Genomic DNA, 24,350 nt, shown 5'->3' on the forward strand with positions numbered 1-24,350 from the left:
ACCGGCCCGGCACACGGAACGGGCCGCACGGCCGGAAGGGTGAACGGAACGACCATGACCACGCCCGCGACGCCCGCACGGACCGAGGACCCCGGCCCCCTCGCCGACGACGCCCCGCCCGGCCCCGGCGGCAGGCGCCCCGGGCGCCTGCGGGCCCGGCTCGCCGGACTGCTGCTGCTCGGGGTCAGCACCGTCCTGGGCTTCCGGCTCGCGGACAGCGACGGCATCACCCCCGTCCCGCAACTCCTCGCCTTCCTGCCCTGGCTGCTGGCCCCCACCGCGCTGGCCCTGCTGCTCGCCGCGTTCGCCCGTTGGCGCCTCGGGATGCTCTGGGGCGTCCTCGCGCTGGGCCTCGTCGCCTGGTACGTCGAGCCCCACGGCAAGACCTCCGAGCCCTCCGGCCCGGCCCTCGCCGAACTCCGGGTGCTGACCTCCAACGTCGAGTACGGCAAAGCAACCGAGGCCCTGGCCCGGGCGATCGCCCGGGAACGGCCCGACCTGGTGTTCGTCCAGGAGTGCGACCCCGCCTGCCTGGCCCGGCTGGACGCGGAACTCGGCACCGACTACCCGCACCGCTCGGCGGTCGAGGAGTACGGCGCCGCGGGCTCCGCGATCCTCAGCCGCACCCCGCTGGAGCCCACCGTGGGCCTCCCGGCCAGCACCCTGGGCATGCCGGGCGCGGTGATCGAGGTGAAGGGCCACCGCATCCGCCTCCAACTCGCCCACCCCATGCCGCCGATGCCCGGGGACCTGGGCACCTGGCGCCGCGAGCTCAACATGCTGCACGGCGCCGCCACAGCCCCGATCGGCGGGGTGGACTTCGGCCCGATGATCATGGCCGGGGACTTCAACGCCACCCAGGACCACGCCGCCTTCCGCCGCATCCTCGACACCGGCCTGCGCGACGCCGCCCACCTCGCCGACGCCTCCCGCACCGCCACCTGGCCGGCGTCCACCGCCCCGCTGTTCGGCGCGCAGATCGACCACGTCCTGGTCTCCCGCGACTTCCACGCCCAAGCCGCCCGCTCCCTGGACCTCGGCGACACCGACCACCGCACCGTCGTCGTCGACCTCACGCTGCACGAGGTGGCCCGGCGCTGAGCCCCGCCGACCGGGACCACCGCGGGGAACGGAACCGGAGGGCTCCCGTCGGCACCTCCCCCGTGACGACGGAAGGCTCCGACCTCCCGGGGAGGTCGGAGCCTTCGACATGGAGCGCTGGGCAGGCCTTGCACCTGCATCCCCCCACGGGAAGTGGGGTGTCTTTCCTTGGACCACCAACGCGCGTTCCCCGACCGGTTGTTCCGGCCGCGAGCACATGATCACTATACCGCTCTCCGGACCGGTCGCGCACCCCCGACCGGGCGCCGGCGGGCCCTCGGGGTGCCGGCCGCAGGACGCGAACGGCCGCCCCACCGCCGACGGAAACCCGCTGGGCGGCTACCCGGCCCCCGCGTGAGACTGTGGCACGAGTACAGGAGTCATCGGGCTGGGCACGGGACGGTGCCTGGCGCCCCGGGCCGCCGGGTCTGCTTGGACGTGGTTGCGACCCCAGGCCGCAGGAGGACGCCTCGGCCGATTTCCCGGAGCCGACGACGCAACCGGTGACGCGGAACGCGTGCCGCCGCCAGGCGAGTTGGGCGTCATCGTGCGCCTCCTGCGGAGAGGCGGCAGGGGTCACCGCCCCGCTTCGGACCCGATCGGCTCCGAAGCCCCCGTACGTCCGAGGACGGGGGCCGCGGAGGCACAGGACGACTCGGACGGTCGGAGATCAGCGCCCCGGCACGCCCCTGGCTGAAGACACGGCCAAGGCCAAGGCGAAGAGAACGGCGGATGCCACCCACGCCCCCGTGTTCCCCGCCGGCTGGATCACCAGCGCCCACTCCCGGGCGACCACGTGCCCGGTGGCCCCCTGCGCCCGTCCCGTCGTCAGGGTGACGGCGAGCACCACCAGACACACCGCGCCAGCCGCCGCCGTGTTCACGAACCGCCGGGCGGCCAGGGCCACTGCCAGGAGCAGCATCACATTGCGGGGCACGTCCATCCCCACCCAAGGCCCGACCGCGTGCGCCAGGACCACCAGGCCCGTCACGGTCGCGTGGTCCCGGAGGACCACCGGGGCGACCGCCGTGTCCTCCACCTCGCCCAGCCTCCGGTCCAGGCAGAACAGAACCGCCATCACGACCAGCAGCGGCGCGAAGTACCGCAAGCGCACCCCACCGGACGTGCCCAGGAAGGACGGTACGGGCAGCTCGGTCCCTCCGCTCGTCCAACACACCAGCAAGGTCAGAGCCAGCGCCGCAGGCGCGATCCACCAGCGCCGCACCACCGAGAAGTAGATCCGCATCACGAGCCCACTGCGCAGTGCCGTTGTTCCCGGGCGGTCGTGGTGAACCAGTCGGCCTGCTGAGGGGCGGGCAGCGCACGGACCCGACGGAGCTCGGCCCACTCCTCGTCAACGAGGACGTCCCGAGCCGCCCTTTCCGGCGTTCCCATGACGACCATGGCCCACACGTCCGCGATCGACGGCCAACCACAGTCCCGTACGCCGTGCCGCGCCGCTGTACCCCCCACGGCCGCCCGAGCGAGGACGACATCGAACTCTCCGGGGGGAAGCCCAGGCGACCAGGACAGCGGCCAGGTTCCGGCCACCGGCCCGAGTTCCCGGGAGGCCATGCCGATCGTCCTGGGGGCCGGCAGCCCCGCCTCGCGCAACGCGTCGAGTCGCGGAAGCGTCGAGCGACGCACTTCGTCCAGGTGCTCCGCGTACTCCTCGGGCAGACAGACCACGGGGGCCCTGCCCGCACACACCGTGTGTCCCGCACGGGGCACCCGCAGGGGACCGTGCCCCCAGTCCGACACCACGGCGCGGCCGGTGACCAGCGTTCCCATGGCCACCGCCGCACTGACGAGGGCCAGCCACGGCCGGCGGCGGGCGCCGATGAGCAGCATCACGGCCCCCGCCAGGGCCGCGGTCACCGACCAGGGGACCAGGAAGACGAGGGGATCCAGCACATCGGTCAGGGTGGAGCCCTCAGTGATGAAGCCGCCCAAGTGCCCCCAGAAGGGGGCGCTCATGGCGTGCGTCGCGGCAAGCGCCACCCAGGGCACGGCAGCGGCTACCGGCGCGGCGACCGTCCGCGGGATCATCACTCCCAGGGCCCATCCGATGACCAGCCACCCCCAGGGAAGGAGGAGCAGGTGCAGTACCCCCCACCACCCCTGGGCTTCGGGCCACACGCCCATGTGGAAGCGGGCGAGGGCGACCGCGCAGCCGACGAGGACGAGGTGCAGGATGAGGACGGGAGCAACCGCGCCTAGCCACGTGCTGGCGCTCCCCCGCACCCTTACCAGGGAGAGGTCACCGAGGCGCTGCTGTCGTCCGGCTTCCCAAGCGGCGGCACCCGCCACAACGGGTGAGATCGCCACGACGCCCAGGGCAGCCGTCTCGCCCGCTCCCACACCGTAGCCCTGGGCCTCCCTGAACACCTGGTCGGTCACGTACAGCCCAAGGCCGATCAGCCCGGGCAGGATGAGCCAAGGGGTCGAAGAAGCACGGAGGTTGGCAAGGAAGATCATGCTTCCGCTCCACCGAGGAGCATCGAGTACGCGCTTTCCAGCCTACGTCCGGACGCACAACCCTCCTCGGCATGTCGCTCGAACTGCGCCACACCCCCCTGGAACCGTGTCCGGCCGCCCTCCACCACCACGACCTCGTCGAACGCCTGGTCGAGGTCCGCGATGTCATGGGTGGAGACGACGACGTCGATGCTGCCGCGCAGTTCGACCAGCAGGTCGAGGAAACGGCGGCGCTGTCGCGGGTCCAGACCGACGGTCGGCTCGTCCAAGAGCAACAACTTCGCTCGGTGGACGAGTGCTTGGGCGATGGCGAGGCGCTGCCGCTGCCCTCCGGACAACGTGTCGACCTTGTCCTTGGCCTTCTCCGCCAGACCGACGCGCTCGATCGCGGTCGGCGCCGCCCGCCACGCCTGCCGTTCCCCCATCCCCTTCAGCCAGCCGACGTAGGCGACATGTTCTCGGCAGGTCATGCCCGGTAGGAACGTGGCCTGCTGCGGCAGCCAGGAGACCGCGCGCCGGTACGCACGCAGATCGGCCCGGCGCGCGGGCCGCAGCTCGCCGAACGCGACCTCTCCGGACCGAGGGGTCAGGGCGCTCGCGCCCATGGCCATGAGGGTACTCTTCCCCGCCCCGTTGGGGCCGAGCAGAACGGTGTTCCCCGCCGGCAGGGTCAGGTCGAGGCCGTTGAGGACGGCCCGGCGACCACGCCGGTACCGGAAGGAACAATTCCTATAATGCAAGGGCATGGATGTGGAACCTCATCGCCGGGACGGGCCCGGGGTCACATGCACCCTCCGCGGATGTGACCCCGGGGGTGTGTCAGTAGGTGACCTTCACCGTGTTGACCGTAAGGAAGACGCCGCTTGCCCCCTCATTGATCACGAAAGAGTAATCCCCTGCGCCGTGGTCATTCCAGTTTCCCGTGGAGACGGCGGTGGGACCACTGAAGCAGTTGGTGAATGTCGCCATGGTGAACCTGTCGTCAGGCCAGTTGTCAATCACCTTGCATAAGGTGACGTTGGCCACATCGAGTCGTGCTGATCCACAGCTCGGGGGAAGGCGCGGAACCAGCGAACCTCACGGCGGGGGGAGTCCGTCACGCGACTCCTGCCCTCCCCGGCGGCACTTGCCTTCCTCCGCGAGCACCTGCACCTGAGGGCACCCCTCGGCACCGACCCCGAGGAGTTCGCCCTCTTCACGCCGTGGCTCACCAACGAGGCAGATGCCGAGGACCTCGTGGAACTGGCGCGTGACGACGGAAGGCTCCGACCTCCCGGGGGAGGTCGGAGCCTTCGACATGGAGCGCTGGGCAGGCCTTGCACCTGCATCCCCCCACGGGAAGTGGGGTGTCTTTCCTTGGACCACCAACGCGCGTTCCCCGACCGGTTGTTCCGGCCGCGAGCACATGATCACTATACCGCTCTCCGGACCGGTCGGGCACCCCCGACCGGGCGCCGGCGGGCCCTCGGGGTGCCGGCCGCAGGACGCGAACGGCCGCCCCACCGCCGACGGAAACCCGTTGGGCGGCGTCCTCACTCCCGTGTGAGGCTGGGCGTCATGGGCGCGCGCACGGGAGTCATCGGGCTGGGCATGGGGCGGTACCTGGCGCACTGGGGCCGCCGGGTCGGGCTGGACGTGGTCGCGCTCTGCGACCGGGACCCCGTGCGGCGGCAGGAGGCAGCGGCCGAGTTCCCGGGGGCGACGACGACGGAACGGTGGGAGGACCTGCTGGACACGTCGTTGGACGCGGTGGTCCTGGCCAACGACTTCGACGCCCACGCACCCCTGGCCGTGGCCTTCCTGGAGCGGGGCGTGCACGTACTGTCCGAATCCGCCGCCTGCGCCGACGAGGCGGAGGGTCGAGCACTGATCGCGGCGGCCGACCGTTCCACCGCCACCTACTCGTTCGCCGAGAACTACGTGCTCCATCCGCACGTGCGACTTGTCCGCGCCGCCGCGGAGAAGGGCGAGTTGGGCAGGATCACCCTGGTCGAGGCCGACTACCTGCACGGCATGGCGCCCGAACAGATCACCGCGCTCATCGGTGACTCGGGGCACTGGCGCGGCCGGATCTCCCCCACCGCCTACTGCACCCACACCCTCTCCCCGGTCCTCGCGCTCACCGGCGCCCGACCGGTGGAGGTGTCGGCGTTCACCGTCGACGCCCACGACCCGCGCAGTGCGGTGGTCATGACCGTACGGCTCTCCACCGGCGCCCTGGCCGTCACCCGACACGGCTTCCTCCAGGGCGAACCCGACAGCCACTGGAGCTGGTTCTCCGCCCGCGGCACCCACGGCCTCGCCGAGTCCCTCCGCGCCCCCGGCGACCGCGCCTGGTCCGTCCGGGTGCGCACCGAGGGCTGGACGCACCCCGACGGCGCCACCCGCGACGAGGAACGCGTGCCTTCCACCGTCGAGTTGGCCGGCGCCCCAGTCGAACGCCACTTCGAGGGAACGGTGTTGCTCCTACGGGCCTTCCGCGACGCCGTCGAACACGGCGCCCCACCTCTGGTCCCGGTACGGGACGCGGTCGCCGCCTCCCTGGTCGGCGTCGCCGGGGCCCGGTCCTTGGCGGAGGGCTCCCGGCCGGTGCCGGTGCCGGACGTGTCGGGTGCGCAGGCCGCCGGCAGGCGCTAGCCGCCCGCCCGGGGCACCCGACCGCGCAGCGACCGGGCCACACCCACGGCGGTCGCACCGCCCCCCGGGGCTCCGGCAGGACGTCCTCCCCGGGCCGGAAACCCGCTCCCCGCGCATCGCACACGGACCGGCACCCACCCACCACGCGCATCGGCGGTCGGTCCGACTCCTCCCGGCCCCGACCCCGCACCGTCCACCGGTGGACCCACCCGCCTCCCCCGAGCCGTCACCGCCCCCGGTGGTCCGATGCCGGGGTGGCCGGCATCCCGGTGGGCGGTGTCGTGGCGGGCCGGTCCAACCGGGTTTCCCCCTACTTCACCCCCACAGGGTGCCGCGGAAGGTCCGCCCCCGTCATTGGCACCCGGTGACGGACTTCTTGCCGCAGAGTGAACCCTGGACACCGTCACCACCCCCACCACACGGCGACGGCGGGTACGGCGCACCCCTCCCCCCTCCGGAGGGTCCACCGCGACCGCCGTCGTCCCGCCGGACCGGAGAGGACCCGCCCATGTCCCGGACACCGCCACCCCTGCCGACCCGTCCGTACAGCAACGCGCACCTCCCCGCGCCCGAACGCTTCGGCCACTGGGCGGAGTTGCTGGACCACACCCACGCGCCCATGGACCTGCGCAGCGACCACGCCGACGACTTCCTGGTACGCCAACGCGCCATCGTCCTCGGCGAGTCGATGGTGTGGCCCGCCGCCTTCCCGCCGGTCACCTTCCTCCGCACGGACCGGCTCATCCGGCAGTCCGACCCGGAGAGCTACCACCTGACCCTGACCCTGCGCGGCGGCGGAGTGGCCGACTGGCGCCACCGGACCCTGCGGGCGGGCCCCGGCACCCTCCACACCAACGACTCCTCCCGCCCGGTCGAGATCCGCACCGCCACGGAGCCGGGCCGCCGCATCCTGATGATCGGCGTCGAGGTACCGAAGACGAGCCTCCCCCTGCCCCGCCGCATCGCCGACCGCGCCATCGGACTGCCCATACCGGACGACCACGGCACCGGCGCCCTCCTGGCGCACTTCCTGCGCCAACTCGTGCGCACCCACACCGAGTACCGGCTCACGGACGGACCCAGGCTCGGGGCGGTGCTCACCGACCTGACGGCCGCCGCCCTGGCCCACGCCCTGGAGGAGAACCGGGCGCTCCCCGCGCACACCCGACGGAACACCACCGTCCTGCGGATCAGGGCCTTCATCCAACAGCACCTGGACGACCCCGCCCTCTCCCCGCCCCTGATCGCCGCCGCGCACCACATCTCCACCAGCTACCTGCACCGCCTCTTCCGCCAGGAGGGCGTCACCGTCGCCGCACTCATCCGACGCCAACGCCTGGAACGCGCCCGCGCCGAACTCGCCGACCCGCACCGGGCCGGCCGACCCGTCCACGCCATCGCGGCACGTTGGTGCATGACGGCCACCGACTTCAGCCGCTCCTTCCGCGCCGCCTACGGCATGCCCCCGGGCGAGTACCGCCGGCTCCAGCAGCGCCCCACCCCGCCCCCCGACCGCAGCTGATGAAAGACTGCGACATGTCCCACCAGCTGCGCTTCTTCTTCTCCTACGGCGTCGACACGCCCCTGTGGCCCGACGGCGCCGACGGCCGCGCCGACCTCGACAGCCCCCACGGCTACCCCTGCGACCCGGCGGTCCTGCCCGTCACCGAGGCCACCGCCCACGCGTTGACGCACCTCGCCGACCGGTACCAGTCCTCACTGGACTGGGACGACCCCGGCGGCCCCTCCCCCTGGACCACGGACCGGTGGCGGTCCTTCCAGCAGGAGTCCGACGCGGCCCTGCACGCGCTCCGCACCGACCTGGGCGCCGGCTGGACGGTGACCGACCGCAGGACCTGAGGGCCCCGGCAGCCCCCGCACGATCGACGCTTGACCCTCACACCGTGTGAGGCGCTCGACTCGGAGACATCATGTTCACCATCGGAGACTTCGCCCGGCACGGCCGCGTGTCGGTCCGGATGCTGCGCCACTACGACGCCACCGGACTGCTGCGCCCGGCCCACGTCGACCCCGCCACCGGCTACCGCCACTACACCGCCGCCCAACTGGCCCGCCTCAACCGCGTCATCGCGCTCAAGGACCTCGGCTTCACCCTCCACCAGGTCCGGGAGATCCTGGACGAGGAGGTCACCACCGAGGAACTCCGCGCCATGCTCCGGCTGCGGCGCGCCGAACTGGAGGCGACCATGGCGGCCACCGCGGCCCGACTGGTGCAGGTCGAGGCGAGGCTCCACTCCATCGAGAGCGAGGGCCACATGCCCAGCAACGACGTCGTCGTGAAGAGCCTGCCGCGCGTGCGCGTGGCCGAACTGACCGGGGTCGCCGCTGACTTCGACTCCGTCGACGCGGTCATCCAGCCGCTGTACGAGGAACTCTGCCGCCGCCTCGAAGCGGCCGGCATCCCCCTGACCGGCCCCGGGATCACCACCTACGAGGACACCCCGGACGGCGGCGTCCTCATCCACGCCGCGATCACCGTCGCCGCGCCCCTCGGGGAGGACGACGGCCTGCGCGTCCTGGACCTGCCGCCCGTCGAGCGCGCCGCGACCATCGTGCACCGCGGCGCCCCCAACGCCGTCCTGCCCGCCATCCAGACCCTGGGCCGCTGGATCGAGGCCCACGGCCACCGCTCGGCGGGCTACCCCCGGGAGGTGACCCTCGAATGCCCCGAGAACCGCGACGAGTGGGTCACCGAACTCCAGGAACCCCTGCTGGCCGGGGAGTGACGAAAAGCCCCCGCCCGGCGCACCAGGCCGGTCGGGGGCTCACCACGTGCGTTCCCGGGGCGGGACCTCAGCCCCGCTCCACCACGGCGAACGCGAGGAACCGGGTCCAGCCCTTCGTGCCGAACACCAGGGCCGCGCCGGCCGGGACCTTGCTGTCCCGCACGGGGACGACGCCGGGCAGGCCCTCGCCGACCTCAACACAGTCTCCGGCGTTGGGGCTGCTGTACGTCGACGCCCGCCACACCACGTGAAGCCCACTCGCACTGATCATGCGCTCAGTCCTTTCAGGTGCCTACCGATCAGGTCGGCAGACTCGTCGGGCGGAAGAGCTACAGCTCGGAGCAGATCATAGGCACGGGCGGCAACAGTCACCTCTGCGGGGTCTGTGGCAGCACGACCTTGAGAGAAGCCATCGACGAAGAGCACGTCCGCCCCTTCGTCAAACCCGAAGACGGTGAACGGCCCGGCGAGACCCGGATGTTCTGGCTTCTCCTTGGGGATCACCTGGATGACGGTCCGCGGCGACTCGCCGACGTTCAGAAGCCGCTCCAACTGAGCCCGCATGACATCTCGGCCCCCGATATGCCGAATCAGCGCGTACTCATCCACGACGAACCATGCCTGGGGCGGATCAGCCCTCTCGAATACCGTCTGTCGCGACATTCGTGCTGCAACAAGGTCTTCCAGGTTGTCGGGCCGGAAGGCGTTCAGTACGGCCCGTGCGTAGCCCTCGGTCTGAAGAAGTCCAGGCACAACCTGGCTCTGGAAGCTACGGAGGCTAACAGCCTCACGTTCGAACTCAAGGTACGGCAGGAACCAACTCGGGTACGCGTACCGGATCACCAGCGGGTAGAGCCGGACGAAGTGGCCGCCCGTCCGGAGGGCGTGGTCGAGCCCCTCGGCCAACTCACGGGACGGGACGCGCTTGGCGCGCTCGACGTAACTGATCATGGCCTGGGTGGCCAGCGCCTTGGCGGCGAGCGTGGCCTGACTCATGCCCCGTTCGGTGCGCAACCGCAACACTTCCGCTCCGAAGAATGCGAGGAGTGAAGTCGTGGGGTCGGGTTCGACCTTCTCAACTGTCATGCCCTCAACGCCCCTTGATAAATCGCCCGTTGTTATTCCATCGACCCTGTTCAGCGTAGGCGCGGAGCGCGACGCTTGCGGTACACACGGTGAAAGAACAAACAGCGCGACGGAAGGGCCGGGGCCGTTCGATGACCCGTTCGGTGATCAAGCACGTGACGTACGAACTCCACGCTGACCTGGGCGCGGAGGAGGAGTACGAGGCGCGGTGCGTATGGGGCGAGGAGGTGGAGTGCGGCGCCGAGTCGGGGCCGCGACACTCACCCGAAGAGGTGACGGCGTGGATGATCCGGCACACCTCCGGAACCCGCCACAACCGGTACCGGCGGACCCGGTCGGACTACCAGTTCTGGCAGCCGACCGAGCACGTTCCGGCGCCCGCGCCGGTGGTCGCCCCGGGCCCCGCGCGGGTCACCCGGGCGCGACCGTGACGGCGGCCGTCCCGGCCGCGGGCCCGGGCTGGGTGCGGGACAGGTGCTGGCTGTACTGCGGTCGCGAGGGGCTGCCCGTCCAGTGGATCGGGCCCGTCCGCGTACCGCTCGGGGAGGCGCCGATGTTCGCCTGCGCCGCCTGTCTGGACCAGCTCGCCGCCCTCGCCGAACGGGCCATCGGCGAGGCGGACCGCGCCGCCCTCACCCCGCGCTGACCGCCCGCGCCGCCCTCCTCCCGCCCCCTCCCTTTCACCGCACCCTCCGGAGGTTCCACGTGTCCGTCAAGCCGACACCCTGCCCGTCTCCGTCCGCCCTCCCGGGCAATCCGCTCACCGGAGCCGCCCCGAGCGACCCGCGGGCCGAGCCGGGGTTCGTGGTCGCGTTGTCCCGTGCCGCCCGACCCTCGGCGGACGTGGACCGGGTGTGGCCCGCCCTGCTGCGCCGGGCGGGGAACGCCTGCCTGGACGAGTGGCGGGTGCGGGACGACAGCCGGGACGACTTCGGTCTGTTGCTGACCGAACTCGTCACCAACGGCTTCCGTCACGGACACGGGCCCACCGTGCGCGTACGGGTCTGGCGGACCGGCCGCCACCTGGGCATCGAGGTGGGCGGCAGCGGTCCGGCGGGACCCTCGCCCGACCCGGCCGCCGACCCGCTGGCCGAGAGCGGACGCGGACTGCACCTCGTCAGCGCCTACGCCGACGCCTGGGGCGTGAGCCCGGACCGCACCGCGACCTGGTGCCTGCTGCCCTTGGGGTAGGCCGGCACGAATTTCCCGGAAGACCCGAAGGAGTGAAGATGACCGCACCAGAAGAATCTTCGTCATGCCGCGTTACACATACCACGGACTTCCTCTGGCTCGACCTCACGCGCAAGTGCCAACTCGAATGTGCACATTGCTACAACGCCTCTGGGCCGCAAGGGAAGAGTGGCAACATGTCTCGCGAGGACTGGCTGTGCGTCATCGACCAGGCCGTCGAAAGCGGCGTCACGCGGATTCAACTCATCGGTGGTGAACCGATGATGCATCCAGACGCACAAGACATCGCATCCCATGCGCTGGGGTCTGGCCTTCAGGTAGAGGTCTACAGCAACCTCGTGCACGTGACGAGCTCCTGGTGGGAACTGCTGAAGCGCGACGGTGTCGGCCTCGCCACGTCCTATCTACTCGGCAGACGCCGATGAACACAACACGGTGACGGCTCGCCAGAGTCATGGCAGGACTCGGGCCAACATCGCACGGGCGGTCCAGCACCAAATCCCCATCCGAGTGGGCATCGTGAGCGAAGACGCGGCCACAGCCACGGCAGCGGAGCGCGACGTGCGTTCCCTCGGAGTCACCCGTGTCAGCGTGGACCACATCCGGCCGTTCGGCCGCGCCGGCGCCGGACTGCCGAGTGCAAGCGGACTCTGTGGTCACTGCGGAGACGGGCGCGCCGCCATCGGGCCGGACGGACGCGTATCCCCCTGTGTCTTCTCCAACTGGATGAGTGTGGGGGACGTCCGTGCCGCAGCGCTGACAGAAATCCTCACCGGCCCCAGGATGATGGAGGCGGTGGCTATCATCCACGACACGCACGGGGGAGGAAGCTGCGACCCGGGTTGCGAGCCAAATGAGGAATGCACGCCAGGGTTCCCTCTGTCCGACTGCACGCCGAGGAATTGATCCATGGAACGCGAACTGCCCGGTGGAGAGTTCTGGAATCTCATCCGAGCCCACACCGGAGAACTCGACGCCGCCGAGCCCACGGTACGGGGGTTCGGGGCGGACTTCACGGCGGTGGTGCACTGTGCGAAGGGCCCCTTCTTCGTGAAGGCCGTACGCAATCGGCCCGGCGGTCGCAGGGAATCGCTCATCAGGGAGAAGTCGATCAACCCCGCCGTCCTTCCCCTGGCTCCGGCCCTCGCCTGGGCCACGGAGGACGAGAGCTGGATCGCCCTCGGGTTCACGGTTGTGCCCGGACGCACCTCCGACTTCGCACCGGGCTCCTCTGACCTCGACACGGTCACGCGTCTCGTCGACCGCATCGGACACGTGCCGCTTCCCGAATTCGCCTCTTCGTGGCGGGAGGAGCGATGGGACAGGTTCGCCGCGTCCCCCGCGCATGCCGCGCTCTTCCGGGGATCGACGCTCGTCCACGGTGACGTGAACCCGAGCAACGTCCTCATCTCAGGCGGGGACGGTTGGCTCGTGGACTGGGCCTGGCCGACCTTCGGGGCCGGGTTCATCGACCCGGCCTGTCTCGTCGTGCAGTTGATGGCCGCGGGCCATGACCCGGACACCTCCGAGCAGTGGGCGGAGCGGTGCGCCGGGTGGCGGACGGCGGCCCCCGAGGCCGTTGACGCCTTCGCGCTGGCGACCGTCCGCATGTGGGCCGCCCTCCTCGTCCGGCGCCCGGGAGCCGACTGGGTGCGGACCATGCACGACACCGCCCGTATCTGGGCACGGCACAGAGGTCTCCCGGCGGACGGAATCGGCTGAGCCACGGCCCCGGTCGCGGCCGGAGGCTGATGGCGGACGACAGGTGGGCGGCACCTCCGCCCGGCTGGCCGGCCGCCCGGTCACCCCCCTCAGGGCGCCACGGCCGCCAACGCGTCGATGCTGCCGGACATGATCGTGCGGAGGTGTTCGGTGAGGTGGGAAAGGGGCCAGTCCCACCAGGCCAGGGCGAGCAGCCGCTCGACGTCGGCCTCGTCGTGGCGGTGGCGGAGGAGGCGGGCGGGGTTGCCGCCGACCACGCCGTAGTCGGGGACGTCGTGGACGACGACCGAGCCGGCGGCGACGATCGCGCCGTGGCCGATGCGGACGCCGGGCATCACGGTGGAGCGGTAGCCGAGCCACACGTCGTGGCCCACCACCGTGTCACCGCGCCCGGGGAGTCCGGTGATGAGGTCCATATGCTCCGACCAGGAGCCGCCCATGATCGGGAAGGGGAACGTGGAGGGGCCGTCCATGCGGTGGTTGGCGCCGTTCATCAGGAACCGCACGCCCTCGCCCAGCGCGCAGAACTTCCCGATGACCAGTTTCTCCGGCCCGTAGTGGTACAGCACGTTGCGGGTCTCGAAGGCGGTCGGGTCGTCCGGGTCGTCGTAGTACGAGAAGTCCCCGACCTCGATCAGCGGGGAGGTGACCAGCGGTTTCAGCAGCACCACCCGGGGTTGGCCGGGCATCGGGTGGAGCACGGTGGGATCGGCGGGAGCGGGGGGCGTCACGGTCATCGTCCCTTTCCGGTGGGCTGACGGGTCCACGGGTCCACGAAGAGGCAGCTATCGCAACAGTCGATGCTTTAAGATCCTGGCACGACGATGGCACCCCGAGCAAAGGCATTCCGGCGATGGCTCCCGCAGACCCCGGGGCGGACGACGTCCCCCCGTCCCCGACGCCCCACCGCCGGCCGGGTGGCCGCAGCGCCCGCGTCCGCCGACAGGTCCTCGACGCGCTCCTCGCCGAACTCGGCGAGCGCGGCTACGACGGGCTCACCACGGACGGCGTCGCCGCACGCGCCGGCGTGCACCGCACGACGGTGTACCGGCGCTGGGGCGACGTCGGCGGCCTGCTGGCCGACTTCCTCGACGCCGCGGCCGACGACGGCTGGCAACCGCCGGACACCGGTTCCCTGGTGGGCGACCTGACGGCGCTGAACGAGGAGATCCAGACGGGCCTCACCTCGCAGCCCCCGGTCATGACGGCGCTGATCGCCGCCTCGTTCCGTTCAGAGCGGGCGGCGCGGGCTCAACAACGCCTCTGGGAGGACCGGTACGCACGTTGCGAGGCGATCATCCAACGAGCCCTTTCACGCGGTGAGTTGGCGCCCGCCACCGATGCTCGGCAACTGCTCGTCGCCGCCACCGCCCCGCTCTACCACCACCTGGTGCTGCTGCACACCGCACCCGACCCGCGGTTGCCCGGCCGGGCGGCCCGCACCGCCGTCCTCGCCGCCTCGGCCGGGGCCTTCACCCGGGACGGTCCCCCGCCGGCGGACGGACGGCCCCCTGCCGGTGGTGCGCCGGGCGAGCCCGCTGTCAGTCCCCCCGCCTACTGTCCTCCCCAGTGAGAACAGTGCGAACGGGCCGACCGAGAGGAACCGTTCCGTCCCGGGGAGGGGTCTGTCATGGCGCGTTCGACGACGTACTTGGAGCTGTCACAGGAGGGCGGGGGCGCCCACAAGTTCTACGAGGTGACCGTCGACGGCACGGTGGTGTCGGTGCGGTACGGGCGGATCGGGGCGGACGGGCAGACGACCGTCTCTTCCTTCGCCACCGAGGAGAAGGCGCGGGCCGCCGCGGCGAAGAAGGTCGGGGAGAAGGTCCGCAAGGGCTACGCCCCCGCCGTGCAGGGGGCGCGGGCCGCACGGCCGGTGACCCGCCGGCAGGTGTCCTCGGCCCCGTCGACGGCCCGGTCCACGGCCCCGGTGCTGTGGCGGTTCCGCACCGGGTCGGCCGCCTTCGGCATCCACATCGCGGAGGACCGCTGCTGGGTCGGCAACCAGGCGGGCGACGTCTACACGCTCAGCCACGGCGGTGAGGTGCTCGCCCGCTACGGGCTGCCGGACGGGGTGAAGTGCCTGGTCGCCGACGACTTCTGGATCTACGCGGGCTGTGACGACGGCACCGTGTACGACCTGTCCTCCAAGGTGCCCTTCGGCGCCTACGCCGTCGCCCCGGACGTCGACATCTACTGGTTGGACATCCACGAGGGCGTGCTCCAGGTCTCGGACGCGAACGGCGGGCTCACCGTCATCGACCACGAGGACGAGCACCAGTGGTCCCGCAAGTCGGCCGGCGGTCAGGCGTGGATGGTGCGCACCGACGCCGGCGCCGTCTACCACGGCCACCAGAAGGGCGTGACCGCCTACGCGCCGGACGGAACGGGCGAGTCCTGGCACACCGCGACCAAGGGCGGGGTGCTGTTCGGCTGGCAGGAGGACGACGCGGTGTACGCGGGGACCTCGCACAACCTGGTGCAGAAGCTGTCCAAGGCGAACGGGGCGCTGCTGGCCACCTACCGCTGCGACGCCTCGGTGTACTCCTGCGCCACCGCGCCCGGCGGCGCCTACGTCTTCGCCGGTGACTGCGCGTCCTCCGTGTACTGCTTCGACGCCGCCGGCAACCGGTTGTGGAAGCTGGGGACGGGCAGCGGCTCCGCACTCTCCATGCAGTACCTCGACGGGCGGCTGTACATGGTGACCACGGACGGGTCGCTGGTGTGCGTGGACGTCTCGGACGTGGCCGTCACCGCCGCCCAGCAGGGCACCGTGCCGGTGGCCAGGGACGTCAAGTCGGCCGCCGCGCTGCCCACCTACACCCCGGTCCAGTCGGTGACGGCACTGGCCACGGTGACGGCGGCGCCGGCCGGCGGGATCGTCGTCGAGTGCGTGCAGCAGGGCAGCCGGCTGCGGGTGCAGGTGGTGTCGGAGGGCTACGAGTCCGGCTGGAACGTCCAGTTCCCGCGGGGCATGCGGGAGGCTGGCGCCCGGTACGTGGTCGACTCGCTGCACCCCTCCGCGGGCGGCTTCTACCGGGTCCGGGGGGAGATCCGGCGCCTGCTGTGAGCGGGGGCGGGCGGGTACGCGACGGTGCGGGCCGTCCCCGGTGAGCGAGGGGACGGCCCGCACCCCTGTGGGGGGCGGCACACGTGCACGTGGGGTGTGTGCCGATCTCGGGGAACCGGCCCGCCCGGCCGGTACGGGGATCTCCCGGACGGGCCGGGCGGGCGCGGTTCACCGAGGAGGAGCAGGAACGGAGGCGGACGGCGGAGGGTCGCGACCGTCCGACCCGGTCAGCGGTTCTTGACGCCGTCCGGGGTGATGTTCGCCTGCTTCAGGGCCTTGGCGAAGCCGTTGACCCACAGCTGGTTGACGCGGGCCCGCTCGGCCGCGTTCGGGTAGGCGTTGCGGCAGGACGGGCCGGGGCCGCCGCCGGACATCAACTCGCTGCACGGGCCGCGGTAGTTGTCGTACAGCCCGAGCACGTGGCCGGTCTCGTGGGTGGTGACGCGGGTCGCGTCGAACTGCTGGTTCTGGCGGTAGTCCAGGAAGATGTAGCCGCGGCCGTGCATGTCGGTCGAGGCGTAGGAGCCGCGGGCGTCGTTGCCCTCGCGGTAGGTGAAGTCGGCGGCGCCGGTGGTCTCCTGGAGCTTGACGTTGGTCACGGAGCTGTTCCAGATGGCCGTGCTGCTGGCTATCTGTCCGCGGAAGGACGGGGCGCGGGTCGCGTTGTAGCGGACGGTGACCGCGGCGGCGCCCGGCTTGGCGGCCTGCTTCTCGGCGGCCGACTTCAGGACCGCCTCGAAGAACTCCTTCGTGGCGGCCTTGTCCTCGCCGGAGCCCTCGTAGCGGGCGATCGACTCGGCGGTGGACAGGTTGGCACGGGACTCCGCGGCCCCGGCCGGGGCGGCCGAGGCGGGGACGGTGGCCGCGACCGCGGTCACGGCGGCGACGCCGAGGCCCAGTGCGGCGGACAGGAGGCGCGTGGGGGGCTTCATGATGGTGCACTCCTCGTTCGTCATGGGTTCGATCTGTCTCGATCCACCGGACGGAGATCAGTTGACGTCGGTCTGTCTCCGTCGGGTGCGACCGGGTGACGTCCGGAACCCCTTGGGGAGTGGGGTCCCGAACGGGCTGGAGGGTGGCGAACCGGTTCGACTGCTAAGGAGTTTCGGGGAGGAACGGAAGCGCGGGATGATGGCAAGTGGCGATAGCCCCGGGCTACCACCCCCCGCAACCGGCGTCCGTCCGATGGGGGTGGGCGGGGAAACGGCACGTCCGGACCGCAGTGTGACGAGAACGCTCTGGTGCGGTGACCTGAGCGGGCCTACGCTCACCTGTCATGGACCTCGAAGTGAGGCACCTCCGTGCACTGTGCGCCATCGCCGACACGGGCAGCCTGCACAAGGCCGCCCGGGCGCTGGGAGTCGCACAACCCACCCTCAGCACCCAACTACGTCGTATCGAACAGGCCGTGGGCGGACGGCTGTTCACCCGGGAGCGGTCCGGTTGCCGGCCCACTCCCCTGGGCCGGTTCCTGCTGGGCCGCGCCCGACCCCTGGTCGCCGAGATGCGGGCCCTGGTCAACGACACCCGGGCCGCCGCCGCCCGCACCTGTGACGGAACCCAACTCCTGATCGGTTCCACCGCGAGCCGCGCCCTGCCCGGTTGGCTGCGCAGGCTGCGGCTGCGCCACCCCGGCACCGAACCGACCCTCCAGATGGACGTGTCCCCCAACGCCCTGCTGGGCATGGTCGCCGACGGCCAACTCGACGTGGCGTTCGTGCACGAGGTGGAGGGCAGCCCCCTGCGGTTCCCCGCCGAACTGCACAGCCGCATCCTGGTGGAACGCGAACCGCAGTTCGTGGCGCTCGCCGCCGACCACCCGGCGGCGGCCCACCGCACCGTACCGCTCGACGCCCTCGCCGACGACCGCTGGATGGTGGACGCCACCGTCGACGGCGAGTGGGACGCGGTGTGCCGGGTGCTCCGCGAAGCCGACCTCAACCCCCGTGTCCTGCACGGGGACTACCTCACCGCGTACACCCTGGTGGCCACCGGCGAGGTGGTGACGGTCTCCCAACCCACCACCAGCCCCCGCCCGGACACCGCGGTACGGCCGCTGCGCGGCGACCCGATCGGGGTGCGGCTGCTCCTGGTGGCCCGCAGCCGACCCGAGGTGGACGCCGTCTTCGACGACCTGGCCGCCGCCTACTGGGAGGCCGCCGCGGAATCCCCGGCCTACGCCCGCTGGTTGGCCGACCGACCGGCGCCGCCCCCGCGCACCGCACTGCCCGCCGACCCGCCGCCGTACGCCCCCCGGCCGGTGCCCGCCGGCGCCCTCCCCGGACGGACGCCCCGGGTACCCGGACACGGACAGGTGCCGACCCCGCAGCGGAACCCGGGCACCGCACTGGACCGCGTGCCCTCCCCCGCCGGCAGCCGGACCCCGCTGCGCTCACCGGAGCCCGACGGGGTCCGGTGACCGCAGCGGGGGCCCCGATCACCCGTCCTCGGTCCGACCGGGCGGGCCACCGGGGCGGGCGCCGGGCTCAGCTGCCCACGGCACCGCCGTCCGCACGCCACACCGCGACCACCGCGGGCCGTACGATCCGGCCGGGACCGTCCGGCCAGGTGCTGGCCGGACGCTCCACGCTCGCCCCGTCCACCTCGCCCGGGTGCTGCACGGCCACCAGCACCCGCCGCTCCTGGATGACCGGGCCGCAGGTCTCCGCGCCGTTCGGCACGGTGAGGAACTGCTTCAACTCGCCGCGCCGCTCCCCGTCCGTCGCCACGCCGAACAAGCCGTCCTGCGAGCCGAGCGCGTTCCCGTCGGTGGAGATCCACAGGTTGCCGTGCGGGTCGAAGGCGAGGTTGTCCGGGCAGGAGATCGGCGAGACCCGGTCCTTCGGGAAGCCCGCGAAGTACGTCGCCGGGTCCGCCGGGTCGCCCGCCACCAGGAACAGGTTCCACCCGAAGCGGGTGGCCTCCGGCCGGTTGCCGTGCTCGGTCAGCTCCAGCACCTGCCCGTGCTTGTTGCCGTTGCGGGGGTTGGCCTCGTCCGCGCCCGGCTTGCCGGGCTTGCCCCGGTCGGAGTTCTTGGTGAGCGCCACGTACACCTTGCCGGTGTGCGGGGACGGCTCCACGTCCTCGGGCCGGTCCATCTTGGTGGCGCCCACCCGGTCCGCGGCCTGCCGGGTGAAGACGTACACCTCCGCGGCGCTCATCCCCGGCACGTGCGAGACGGCCCGCCCGCCCGGGCCCGCGGTGGCCAGCGGAATCCACTCGCCGCCGCCGTCGAACCGGCCGTCCGCGGGGAGCGTGCCGCTGCCGTCGACCTCCGCCGCCGGCGAGTCGCCCGTCAGCCTGGCCACGTACAGGGTGCCCTCGTCCAGCAGCGTCAGGTTGTGCGCGTGCGCGGTGCGGCTCTCACCGCGCATGCGGCGCTTGGCCGAGACGAACTTGTAGAAGTAGTCGAACTGCTCGTCGTCCCCCATGTAGACGACGGGCCGGCCGTCCCGGGTCAGCCGGGGCTGCGCGGCCTCGTGCTTGAACCGGCCGAGCGCGGTGCGCTTGCGGGGCGTGGAGTCCGGGTCGTACGGGTCCAGTTCCACCACCCAACCGAAGCGGTTCGCCTCGTTGGGCTCCTTCGCCAGGTCGAAGCGGTCGTCGAACCGTTCCCACTTGCGCTCCGAGGCACCGCTCTTGAACCCGTACCGCTTCAACCGGGCCGCGGCCACCGGATCGGTGACCCGGTCCGCGTTGCCGAAGTACTGGTTGACGTTCTCCTCGCCGTGCAGGGTCGTCCCCCACGGGGTCTCGCCGCCCGCACAGTTGTTGAGGGTGCCCAGGACGGTGGTGCCCCGCGGGTCGGCGTGCGTGCGCACCAGCGGGTCGCCCGCGACCGGGCCGGCCAGCCGGAACGCGCTGGTCATGGTGAGCCGGCGGTTCAACGGATGACGGGGCACCGCGCCCAACCGCCCCGTGCGCCGCTGCCCCTCCACCACCACGACCGAGAGCCCGTGCGCCGCCCAGGCGATCTCCACCTGCTCACGGGTCGGCCGCTCCGGGTCGTAGCCCCGGAACATCAGCACCTCGTCGGTGTACTCGTGGTTGGCCACCAACAGCTGGCGGTCCCGTTCCCGGGGCAGCGGCAGCAGGCTGAGGAAGTCGTTGTTGTAGCCGAACTGGCCGGCCTGGGCGGCGGCGGTCTGGCGCTCCGGGTCGAAGGCCGGCGCGCCCCGCAGGATCGGCTCGCCCCAGCGGATCACCACGTTCTGCGCGTACCCCTCGGGGACGGTGACCCGGTCGTCGAGGTTGGGCGCCACCGGCGCGAACCGCAGGCCGCGGGCGGCCCGGTCGCGCGGGGGGCGCCGCCCGGGTGCCCCGGCCGGCGGTGCGCCGGCGGCCTGCGCCGCGGGCGCCCCCGGGCCGAGCAGGGCGCCGCCGGCCGCCGCGGCGACGGTCACCACGGCCGTGGTCCGCATCAGGGCCCGGCGGCTCACGGCCGCGGCGATGACATCGCCCGCGTACGCGTTCCCGCTGGTGTTCGGCACCTCTCCGAAACAGGCGTCGCCGCAGCGGAAGCGGCAGGTCAGGGCGGATCGGCCGCCCGGGTGAGTGGTGATCAACGGCAGCATTCTGCGCACGTCTCGCTCCCCTTCTCGGGTGTCTCCGGATCGGTGTGCGTACGGCGTGAACCTAGGCGGTTCCCCCGCCGGGGGGTGGACCGAAACGTGAACGAGGGGTGAACCTGCCGGGGAGGCCGAGGGGCGGCGTTGGGCCGTCGGGGTGGGTCGGCCCGTGATCGTGCGGGCGTTTGGCTAACCTTACGTAGCCGTCCTGGCCAGGGATTAACAGAACAACTCATCTGAAGGGTTGCGCACATGGGCATTCTGAATCGGCTGCGGGGCGTGTTCGGTCGGTCGAAGAAGGCGGAAGGCCCGGCGCAGGACGCCGCGGCGGACGCGCCGCAGTCGTCCACCGAGGGCACCGAGGGCGCCCGGGGCACCACGGATTCCGGCGCCGGGACCACCACGGACGACGGGGGCACGGCGAGTGCCGGAAGCGCCGGAAACACTGACGCGGCGGGGACCGTGCCCGCCCCCGCGAGCGAGCCGGCGCGCGCCTCGGACGCCCCGGGCGCGTCGGACACGGCGACGGAACCCGTCCCCTCCTCGGCGACCGCCCCCGCGGGGTCGACGGCGGCGGCCGAGCCGGCCGACACCGGCGCCGCTGCCGAGGTCCGGGTACCCGTGCAGTCCTCGGTCGCGGACGAGCTGGTCTCCGCCGCGTTCGACCACGTGAGCGTGGGTCGCGCGGATTCGGGGCGGAACGGTTCCGCTGAGGAGGGCCGGAGCGCGTCCGCCTCGGTTCCGGCGCAGCCCGGCGCGCCGGCGGCGCCCCCGGCCGGCGCGGAGACGAAGCCGACGATCCCGGCACCCGCCGGCGAGCCCGACCCGCTGCCGACCCCCGAGCCGGGTCCGGACGCCACCAGCGCCGGCGCGGGCACCGGCACCGCGGCGCCCGCGCGCACGGAGCCGCACCAGGAGCCGCACCCCGAGCGGGAGACCGAGCAGCGGGAGCCCGCGGCCCCCGTCCCGGCCGCCGAACCCGTCACCGCCCCCTCCGGGGCGGCCGGGGTCCCGGAGACGGCCGCGGCCATCGAGGAGACGCCCGAGGTCACGCCGCAGCCCGTGGCCCCGGAGACGACCGCGGTCGCGGAACCGGAGACGGTCACGGAACCGGAGACGGTCGCGGCGACCACGCCCGAGACCCCGGCGAAGCCCGCCTGGAGCCTGGCCCGGGTGAAGACCCGGGCGCCCGGGCTGGTCACCGGGTACAAGGCCGCCGGGGCCGCGCTGCGCAAGCAGGGCCTGGCGGGTGCCCGGCTGCGGGTGTACCTGGTGCTGGACCGTTCGGGCTCCATGCGCGGGTACTACAAGGACGGCTCCGCGCAGGGCCTCGGCGAGCAGGTGCTGGCGCTCTCCGCGCACCTGGACGAGACGGCCACCGTGCCCGTGGTGCTGTTCTCCACCGAGGTGGACGGCACCGGGGAACTGGAACTCTCCTCGTACGAGGGCAAGGTCGACGAGTTGCACGAGGCGGCCGGACGGATGGGCCGCACCGCCTACCACGCGGCGATCGAGGAGGTCGTCGCCCACTACGAGAAGTCCGGGGCGACCGAGCCGGCGCTGGTGGTGTTCCAGGTCGACGGGCCGCCGGACGCCAAGGGCGTGGCGAACGAGGCACTGGCCGCGGCGGCCCGGCTGCCGCTGTTCTTCCACTTCGTGGCCTTCGGCGAGCACGAGGCCAAGGGCTTCGACTACCTGCGGAGGCTGACCGCCGAGCACACCGGCTTCTTCCACGCGGGGCCCGCGCCCCGCGAACTCACCGACAAGCAGGTGTACGAGGGGCTGCTCTCGGCGCTGCCCGCCTGGCTGGCCGCCCGCCGGGGCTGAGCACGGCCCGTCCGCGCACCCGCACCACCGGCGGGTCCCAGGGGCGCCCCGCGCGGAAAATCTCCGCGCGGGGCGCCCCTGCCCGTCGGATACGATTTGTGGATTCCGCACCCCGCCGGACGGGGCCACGAGGCCCGGTGACCGGCCCGGTCGGAAGACCACACCACCGCACCGCGACCTGGGAGCAGCCCCCGATGGCTCGACACCTCATCACCAGCGCCCTTCCGTACATCAACGGGATCAAGCACCTGGGCAACATGGTGGGGTCCATGCTCCCGGCGGACGTGTACTCCCGGTACCTGCGCCAGCGCGGCCACGACGTCCTCTACATCTGCGCCACCGACGAGCACGGCACCCCCGCGGAGCTGGCCGCCAAGGAGCAGGGACTGCCCGTGGACGAGTTCTGCGCGCGGGCGCACGACGCGCAGAAGGCCGTGTACGACGGCTTCGAGCTGGCCTTCGACTACTTCGGCCGCAGCTCCTCGGCGCAGAACGTGGAGATCACCCAGCACTTCGCGAGGAAGCTGCACGAGAACGGGTTCATCGAGGAGCGGTCGATCCGGCAGGTGTACTCGCCGGCCGACGGCCGGTTCCTGCCCGACCGGTACGTGGAGGGCACCTGCCCCTACTGCGGCTACGACAAGGCCCGCGGCGACCAGTGCGAGAACTGCACCCGGGTGCTGGACCCCACCGACCTGATCGACCCGCGCTCGGCGATCAGCGGCTCCACGGAGCTGGAGGTGCGCGAGACCAAGCACCTGTTCCTGCTCCAGTCGAAGCTCCAGCCCGAGGTGGAGGCGTGGATCGCCGAGGTCGGCGACGCCTGGCCGCAGCTGGCCTCGTCCATCGCCCACAAGTGGCTGACCGAGGGCCTGCACGACCGGGCGATCACCCGCGACCTCGACTGGGGCGTGCCCGTCCCGGCGGACACCTGGCCGGAGCTGGCCGCCGAGGGCAAGGTGTTCTACGTCTGGTTCGACGCGCCCGTCGAGTACATCGCCGCGACGAAGGAATGGGCCGACGCGGCCCCCGCCGGCGAGACCCGGGACTGGAAGTCGTGGTGGTACGAGGCCGACGACACCGTCCGGTACACCCAGTTCATGGCCAAGGACAACGTCCCGTTCCACACCGTGATGTTCCCGGCGACCGAGCTGGGCGTGCGGGAGCCGTGGAAGAAGGTCGACTACGTCAAGGCGTTCAACTGGCTCACCTACTACGGCGGCAAGTTCTCCACCTCGCAGAAGCGGGGCGTGTTCACGGACGCCGCCCTCGACGTGCTGCCGGCGGACTACTGGCGGTACTTCCTGATCGCCAACGCCCCCGAGTCCGACGACTCCTCGTTCACCTGGGAGCACTTCACCGCCACGGTGAACAAGGACCTCGCCGACACCCTGGGCAACTTCGTCAACCGGGTGCTGTCCTTCTCGAAGAAGCGCTTCGGGGACGCGGTGCCGGCGGGCGGCGCCCCGGGCGAGGCCGAGCAGCGGCTCGGCGAGGAGATCGCCCGGCTGCTCGCCGAGTACGAGGAGCAGATGGAGGCGCTCCAGTTCCGCAAGGCCGCGGCGGCGCTGCGCGCCCTGTGGTCGGCGGGCAACTCCTACCTGGAGGAGAAGTCCCCCTGGCTGGAGATCAAGACCGACCAGGACGCGGCGGCGCTGACGCTGCGCACCGCGATGAACCTGATCCGGCTGTACGCGGTGGTGTCCGAGCCGCTCGTCCCGGCGACGGCGAAGGCCCTGCGGGGCGTCTTCGCCCTGGAGGGCGACACCGCGCCCTGGGTCACCCCGGCGGAGGCCACCGCCCTGGACGCGGTCCCGGCGGGCACCCCGTTCACGGTGCCGCCGGTCCTCTTCGCCAAGATCACGGACGAGGATCTGGAGGGCTTCCGGGAGCGGTTCGGCGGCGGCGAGTAGCACTCACCGC

General features: G+C 72.3%; 25 protein-coding genes and 1 tRNA gene. 16 read left to right on the forward strand and 10 right to left on the reverse strand.

The features are described from left to right. Nucleotides 1-54 precede the first annotated feature (54 nt). The gene (locus ACSMX9_RS13165; RefSeq protein WP_445402510.1) at nucleotides 55-1,101 is read left to right on the forward strand and encodes an endonuclease/exonuclease/phosphatase family protein; all 1,047 of its coding nucleotides are present in this window, start codon (nucleotides 55-57) and stop codon (nucleotides 1,099-1,101) included. A gap of 670 nt (nucleotides 1,102-1,771) precedes the next feature. Here the strand turns inward: ACSMX9_RS13165 and ACSMX9_RS13170 are convergent. From ACSMX9_RS13170 to ACSMX9_RS13190, 5 genes are all read right to left on the reverse strand, one after another. Beyond that, nucleotides 1,772-2,347 (reverse strand): hypothetical protein, encoded by a 576-nt coding sequence (locus tag ACSMX9_RS13170; RefSeq protein ID WP_445402511.1) that lies wholly within the window; start codon nucleotides 2,345-2,347, stop codon nucleotides 1,772-1,774. Next, entirely contained in the window at nucleotides 2,347-3,579 is a 1,233-nt protein-coding gene (locus tag ACSMX9_RS13175; protein ID WP_445402512.1) for a DUF7224 domain-containing protein, read from the reverse strand. The genes ACSMX9_RS13170 and ACSMX9_RS13175 overlap by 1 nt, the downstream gene beginning before the upstream one ends. After that, nucleotides 3,576-4,325 (reverse strand): ABC transporter ATP-binding protein, encoded by a 750-nt coding sequence (locus ACSMX9_RS13180; RefSeq protein ID WP_445402513.1) that lies wholly within the window; start codon nucleotides 4,323-4,325, stop codon nucleotides 3,576-3,578. Before ACSMX9_RS13180 ends, ACSMX9_RS13175 begins: the two co-directional genes overlap by 4 nt. Nucleotides 4,326-4,398: 73 nt before the next feature. Next, nucleotides 4,399-4,581: a hypothetical protein gene (locus tag ACSMX9_RS13185; RefSeq protein ID WP_445402514.1), complete on the reverse strand. Its 183-nt coding sequence runs from the start codon at nucleotides 4,579-4,581 to the stop codon at nucleotides 4,399-4,401. A 296-nt stretch (nucleotides 4,582-4,877) separates the two neighbouring features. Further along, nucleotides 4,878-4,950 (reverse strand) — tRNA-Gly (locus tag ACSMX9_RS13190). A gap of 186 nt (nucleotides 4,951-5,136) precedes the next feature. Between ACSMX9_RS13190 and ACSMX9_RS13195 the strand changes: the two genes are divergently transcribed. The 4 genes from ACSMX9_RS13195 to ACSMX9_RS13210 all read left to right on the forward strand — a co-directional run bounded on the left by ACSMX9_RS13195 (nucleotide 5,137) and on the right by ACSMX9_RS13210 (nucleotide 8,963). After that, on the forward strand, nucleotides 5,137-6,216 hold the full coding sequence (locus ACSMX9_RS13195) for a Gfo/Idh/MocA family protein (protein ID WP_445402515.1): 1,080 nt from the start codon (nucleotides 5,137-5,139) through the stop codon (nucleotides 6,214-6,216). Between the two features lie 508 nt (nucleotides 6,217-6,724). Beyond that, entirely contained in the window at nucleotides 6,725-7,738 is a 1,014-nt protein-coding gene (locus ACSMX9_RS13200; RefSeq protein ID WP_445402516.1) for a helix-turn-helix domain-containing protein, read from the forward strand. 14 nt (nucleotides 7,739-7,752) lie between these two features. Then, the gene (locus ACSMX9_RS13205; RefSeq protein ID WP_445402517.1) at nucleotides 7,753-8,076 is read left to right on the forward strand and encodes a hypothetical protein; all 324 of its coding nucleotides are present in this window, start codon (nucleotides 7,753-7,755) and stop codon (nucleotides 8,074-8,076) included. A 71-nt stretch (nucleotides 8,077-8,147) separates the two neighbouring features. Continuing rightward, nucleotides 8,148-8,963 (forward strand): MerR family transcriptional regulator, encoded by an 816-nt coding sequence (locus ACSMX9_RS13210; RefSeq protein ID WP_445402518.1) that lies wholly within the window; start codon nucleotides 8,148-8,150, stop codon nucleotides 8,961-8,963. 67 nt (nucleotides 8,964-9,030) lie between these two features. Here ACSMX9_RS13210 and ACSMX9_RS13215 read toward each other — a convergent pair whose 3' ends face one another. Then, nucleotides 9,031-9,234 carry a DUF397 domain-containing protein gene (locus tag ACSMX9_RS13215; protein ID WP_445402519.1) on the reverse strand — a complete coding sequence of 68 codons (204 nt, stop codon included), beginning with the start codon at nucleotides 9,232-9,234 and terminating at the stop codon, nucleotides 9,031-9,033. Next, entirely contained in the window at nucleotides 9,231-10,049 is an 819-nt protein-coding gene (locus tag ACSMX9_RS13220) for a Scr1 family TA system antitoxin-like transcriptional regulator (RefSeq protein ID WP_445402520.1), read from the reverse strand. Before ACSMX9_RS13220 ends, ACSMX9_RS13215 begins: the two co-directional genes overlap by 4 nt. A gap of 131 nt (nucleotides 10,050-10,180) precedes the next feature. Between ACSMX9_RS13220 and ACSMX9_RS13225 the strand changes: the two genes are divergently transcribed. From ACSMX9_RS13225 to ACSMX9_RS13250, 6 genes are all read left to right on the forward strand, one after another. Then, the gene (locus ACSMX9_RS13225) at nucleotides 10,181-10,480 is read left to right on the forward strand and encodes a DUF7848 domain-containing protein (RefSeq protein WP_351239040.1); all 300 of its coding nucleotides are present in this window, start codon (nucleotides 10,181-10,183) and stop codon (nucleotides 10,478-10,480) included. Then, a complete protein-coding gene (locus tag ACSMX9_RS13230) occupies nucleotides 10,477-10,695 on the forward strand; it encodes a hypothetical protein (RefSeq protein ID WP_445402521.1) in 219 nt (72 codons plus the stop codon). Before ACSMX9_RS13225 ends, ACSMX9_RS13230 begins: the two co-directional genes overlap by 4 nt. 59 nt (nucleotides 10,696-10,754) lie before the next feature. Further along, nucleotides 10,755-11,240, forward strand: coding sequence for an ATP-binding protein (locus ACSMX9_RS13235; protein ID WP_445402522.1), 486 nt, complete (start codon nucleotides 10,755-10,757; stop codon nucleotides 11,238-11,240). A 38-nt stretch (nucleotides 11,241-11,278) separates the two neighbouring features. Further along, a complete protein-coding gene (locus ACSMX9_RS13240; protein ID WP_445402523.1) occupies nucleotides 11,279-11,665 on the forward strand; it encodes a radical SAM protein in 387 nt (128 codons plus the stop codon). A 166-nt stretch (nucleotides 11,666-11,831) separates the two neighbouring features. Beyond that, complete coding sequence (locus ACSMX9_RS13245) at nucleotides 11,832-12,146, forward strand: SPASM domain-containing protein (RefSeq protein WP_445402981.1); 315 nt, start codon at nucleotides 11,832-11,834, stop codon at nucleotides 12,144-12,146. 3 nt (nucleotides 12,147-12,149) lie between these two features. Beyond that, nucleotides 12,150-12,962 (forward strand): phosphotransferase family protein, encoded by an 813-nt coding sequence (locus tag ACSMX9_RS13250; protein ID WP_445402524.1) that lies wholly within the window; start codon nucleotides 12,150-12,152, stop codon nucleotides 12,960-12,962. Nucleotides 12,963-13,051: 89 nt separating this feature from the next. On the opposite strand, the gene ACSMX9_RS13255 is transcribed toward ACSMX9_RS13250, so the two are convergent. Beyond that, a complete protein-coding gene (locus ACSMX9_RS13255; protein ID WP_445402525.1) occupies nucleotides 13,052-13,699 on the reverse strand; it encodes a CatB-related O-acetyltransferase in 648 nt (215 codons plus the stop codon). Nucleotides 13,700-13,815: 116 nt separating this feature from the next. Here ACSMX9_RS13255 and ACSMX9_RS13260 point away from each other — a divergent pair, with 116 nt between their 5' ends. Both ACSMX9_RS13260 and ACSMX9_RS13265 read left to right on the forward strand, forming a co-directional pair. Beyond that, nucleotides 13,816-14,535 (forward strand): TetR/AcrR family transcriptional regulator, encoded by a 720-nt coding sequence (locus ACSMX9_RS13260; protein WP_445402526.1) that lies wholly within the window; start codon nucleotides 13,816-13,818, stop codon nucleotides 14,533-14,535. A gap of 57 nt (nucleotides 14,536-14,592) precedes the next feature. Continuing rightward, nucleotides 14,593-16,032, forward strand: coding sequence for a WGR domain-containing protein (locus ACSMX9_RS13265; protein ID WP_445402527.1), 1,440 nt, complete (start codon nucleotides 14,593-14,595; stop codon nucleotides 16,030-16,032). Between the two features lie 227 nt (nucleotides 16,033-16,259). Here ACSMX9_RS13265 and snpA read toward each other — a convergent pair whose 3' ends face one another. Then, nucleotides 16,260-16,964 (reverse strand): snapalysin, encoded by a 705-nt coding sequence (snpA, locus tag ACSMX9_RS13270; RefSeq protein ID WP_445402528.1) that lies wholly within the window; start codon nucleotides 16,962-16,964, stop codon nucleotides 16,260-16,262. 344 nt (nucleotides 16,965-17,308) lie between these two features. Between snpA and ACSMX9_RS13275 the strand changes: the two genes are divergently transcribed. After that, nucleotides 17,309-18,451: a LysR family transcriptional regulator gene (locus ACSMX9_RS13275; RefSeq protein WP_445402529.1), complete on the forward strand. Its 1,143-nt coding sequence runs from the start codon at nucleotides 17,309-17,311 to the stop codon at nucleotides 18,449-18,451. A gap of 67 nt (nucleotides 18,452-18,518) precedes the next feature. On the opposite strand, the gene ACSMX9_RS13280 is transcribed toward ACSMX9_RS13275, so the two are convergent. Next, nucleotides 18,519-20,615 (reverse strand): PhoX family protein, encoded by a 2,097-nt coding sequence (locus ACSMX9_RS13280; RefSeq protein WP_445402530.1) that lies wholly within the window; start codon nucleotides 20,613-20,615, stop codon nucleotides 18,519-18,521. A 237-nt stretch (nucleotides 20,616-20,852) separates the two neighbouring features. Here ACSMX9_RS13280 and ACSMX9_RS13285 point away from each other — a divergent pair, with 237 nt between their 5' ends. Next, nucleotides 20,853-22,427 carry a VWA domain-containing protein gene (locus ACSMX9_RS13285; RefSeq protein WP_445402531.1) on the forward strand — a complete coding sequence of 525 codons (1,575 nt, stop codon included), beginning with the start codon at nucleotides 20,853-20,855 and terminating at the stop codon, nucleotides 22,425-22,427. 194 nt (nucleotides 22,428-22,621) lie between these two features. Further along, nucleotides 22,622-24,340, forward strand: a complete 1,719-nt coding sequence (metG, locus tag ACSMX9_RS13290) for a methionine--tRNA ligase (RefSeq protein WP_445402532.1) — start codon at nucleotides 22,622-22,624, stop codon at nucleotides 24,338-24,340. Nucleotides 24,341-24,350 lie beyond the last annotated feature (10 nt).

The organism is Streptomyces sp. LE64, from assembly GCF_052606915.1.

Bases quoted from the DNA above. Each gene is read 5' to 3' on its own strand.
- ACSMX9_RS13265 (WP_445402527.1), top strand. From the start codon at position 14,593: ATGGCGCGTTCGACGACGTACTTGGAGCTGTCACAGGAGGGCGGGGGC.
- ACSMX9_RS13210 (WP_445402518.1), top strand. From the start codon at position 8,148: ATGTTCACCATCGGAGACTTCGCCCGGCACGGCCGCGTGTCGGTCCGG.
- ACSMX9_RS13255 (WP_445402525.1), bottom strand. From the start codon at position 13,699: ATGACCGTGACGCCCCCCGCTCCCGCCGATCCCACCGTGCTCCACCCG.
- ACSMX9_RS13200 (WP_445402516.1), top strand. From the start codon at position 6,725: ATGTCCCGGACACCGCCACCCCTGCCGACCCGTCCGTACAGCAACGCG.
- ACSMX9_RS13170 (WP_445402511.1), bottom strand. From the start codon at position 2,347: ATGCGGATCTACTTCTCGGTGGTGCGGCGCTGGTGGATCGCGCCTGCG.
- ACSMX9_RS13205 (WP_445402517.1), top strand. From the start codon at position 7,753: ATGTCCCACCAGCTGCGCTTCTTCTTCTCCTACGGCGTCGACACGCCC.
- ACSMX9_RS13260 (WP_445402526.1), top strand. From the start codon at position 13,816: ATGGCTCCCGCAGACCCCGGGGCGGACGACGTCCCCCCGTCCCCGACG.
- ACSMX9_RS13285 (WP_445402531.1), top strand. From the start codon at position 20,853: ATGGGCATTCTGAATCGGCTGCGGGGCGTGTTCGGTCGGTCGAAGAAG.
- ACSMX9_RS13250 (WP_445402524.1), top strand. From the start codon at position 12,150: ATGGAACGCGAACTGCCCGGTGGAGAGTTCTGGAATCTCATCCGAGCC.
- ACSMX9_RS13225 (WP_351239040.1), top strand. From the start codon at position 10,181: ATGACCCGTTCGGTGATCAAGCACGTGACGTACGAACTCCACGCTGAC.
- ACSMX9_RS13175 (WP_445402512.1), bottom strand. From the start codon at position 3,579: ATGATCTTCCTTGCCAACCTCCGTGCTTCTTCGACCCCTTGGCTCATC.
- ACSMX9_RS13215 (WP_445402519.1), bottom strand. From the start codon at position 9,234: ATGATCAGTGCGAGTGGGCTTCACGTGGTGTGGCGGGCGTCGACGTAC.
- ACSMX9_RS13220 (WP_445402520.1), bottom strand. From the start codon at position 10,049: ATGACAGTTGAGAAGGTCGAACCCGACCCCACGACTTCACTCCTCGCA.
- snpA (WP_445402528.1), bottom strand. From the start codon at position 16,964: ATGAAGCCCCCCACGCGCCTCCTGTCCGCCGCACTGGGCCTCGGCGTC.
- ACSMX9_RS13240 (WP_445402523.1), top strand. From the start codon at position 11,279: ATGACCGCACCAGAAGAATCTTCGTCATGCCGCGTTACACATACCACG.
- ACSMX9_RS13275 (WP_445402529.1), top strand. From the start codon at position 17,309: ATGGACCTCGAAGTGAGGCACCTCCGTGCACTGTGCGCCATCGCCGAC.
- ACSMX9_RS13165 (WP_445402510.1), top strand. From the start codon at position 55: ATGACCACGCCCGCGACGCCCGCACGGACCGAGGACCCCGGCCCCCTC.
- ACSMX9_RS13195 (WP_445402515.1), top strand. From the start codon at position 5,137: ATGGGCGCGCGCACGGGAGTCATCGGGCTGGGCATGGGGCGGTACCTG.
- metG (WP_445402532.1), top strand. From the start codon at position 22,622: ATGGCTCGACACCTCATCACCAGCGCCCTTCCGTACATCAACGGGATC.
- ACSMX9_RS13180 (WP_445402513.1), bottom strand. From the start codon at position 4,325: ATGCCCTTGCATTATAGGAATTGTTCCTTCCGGTACCGGCGTGGTCGC.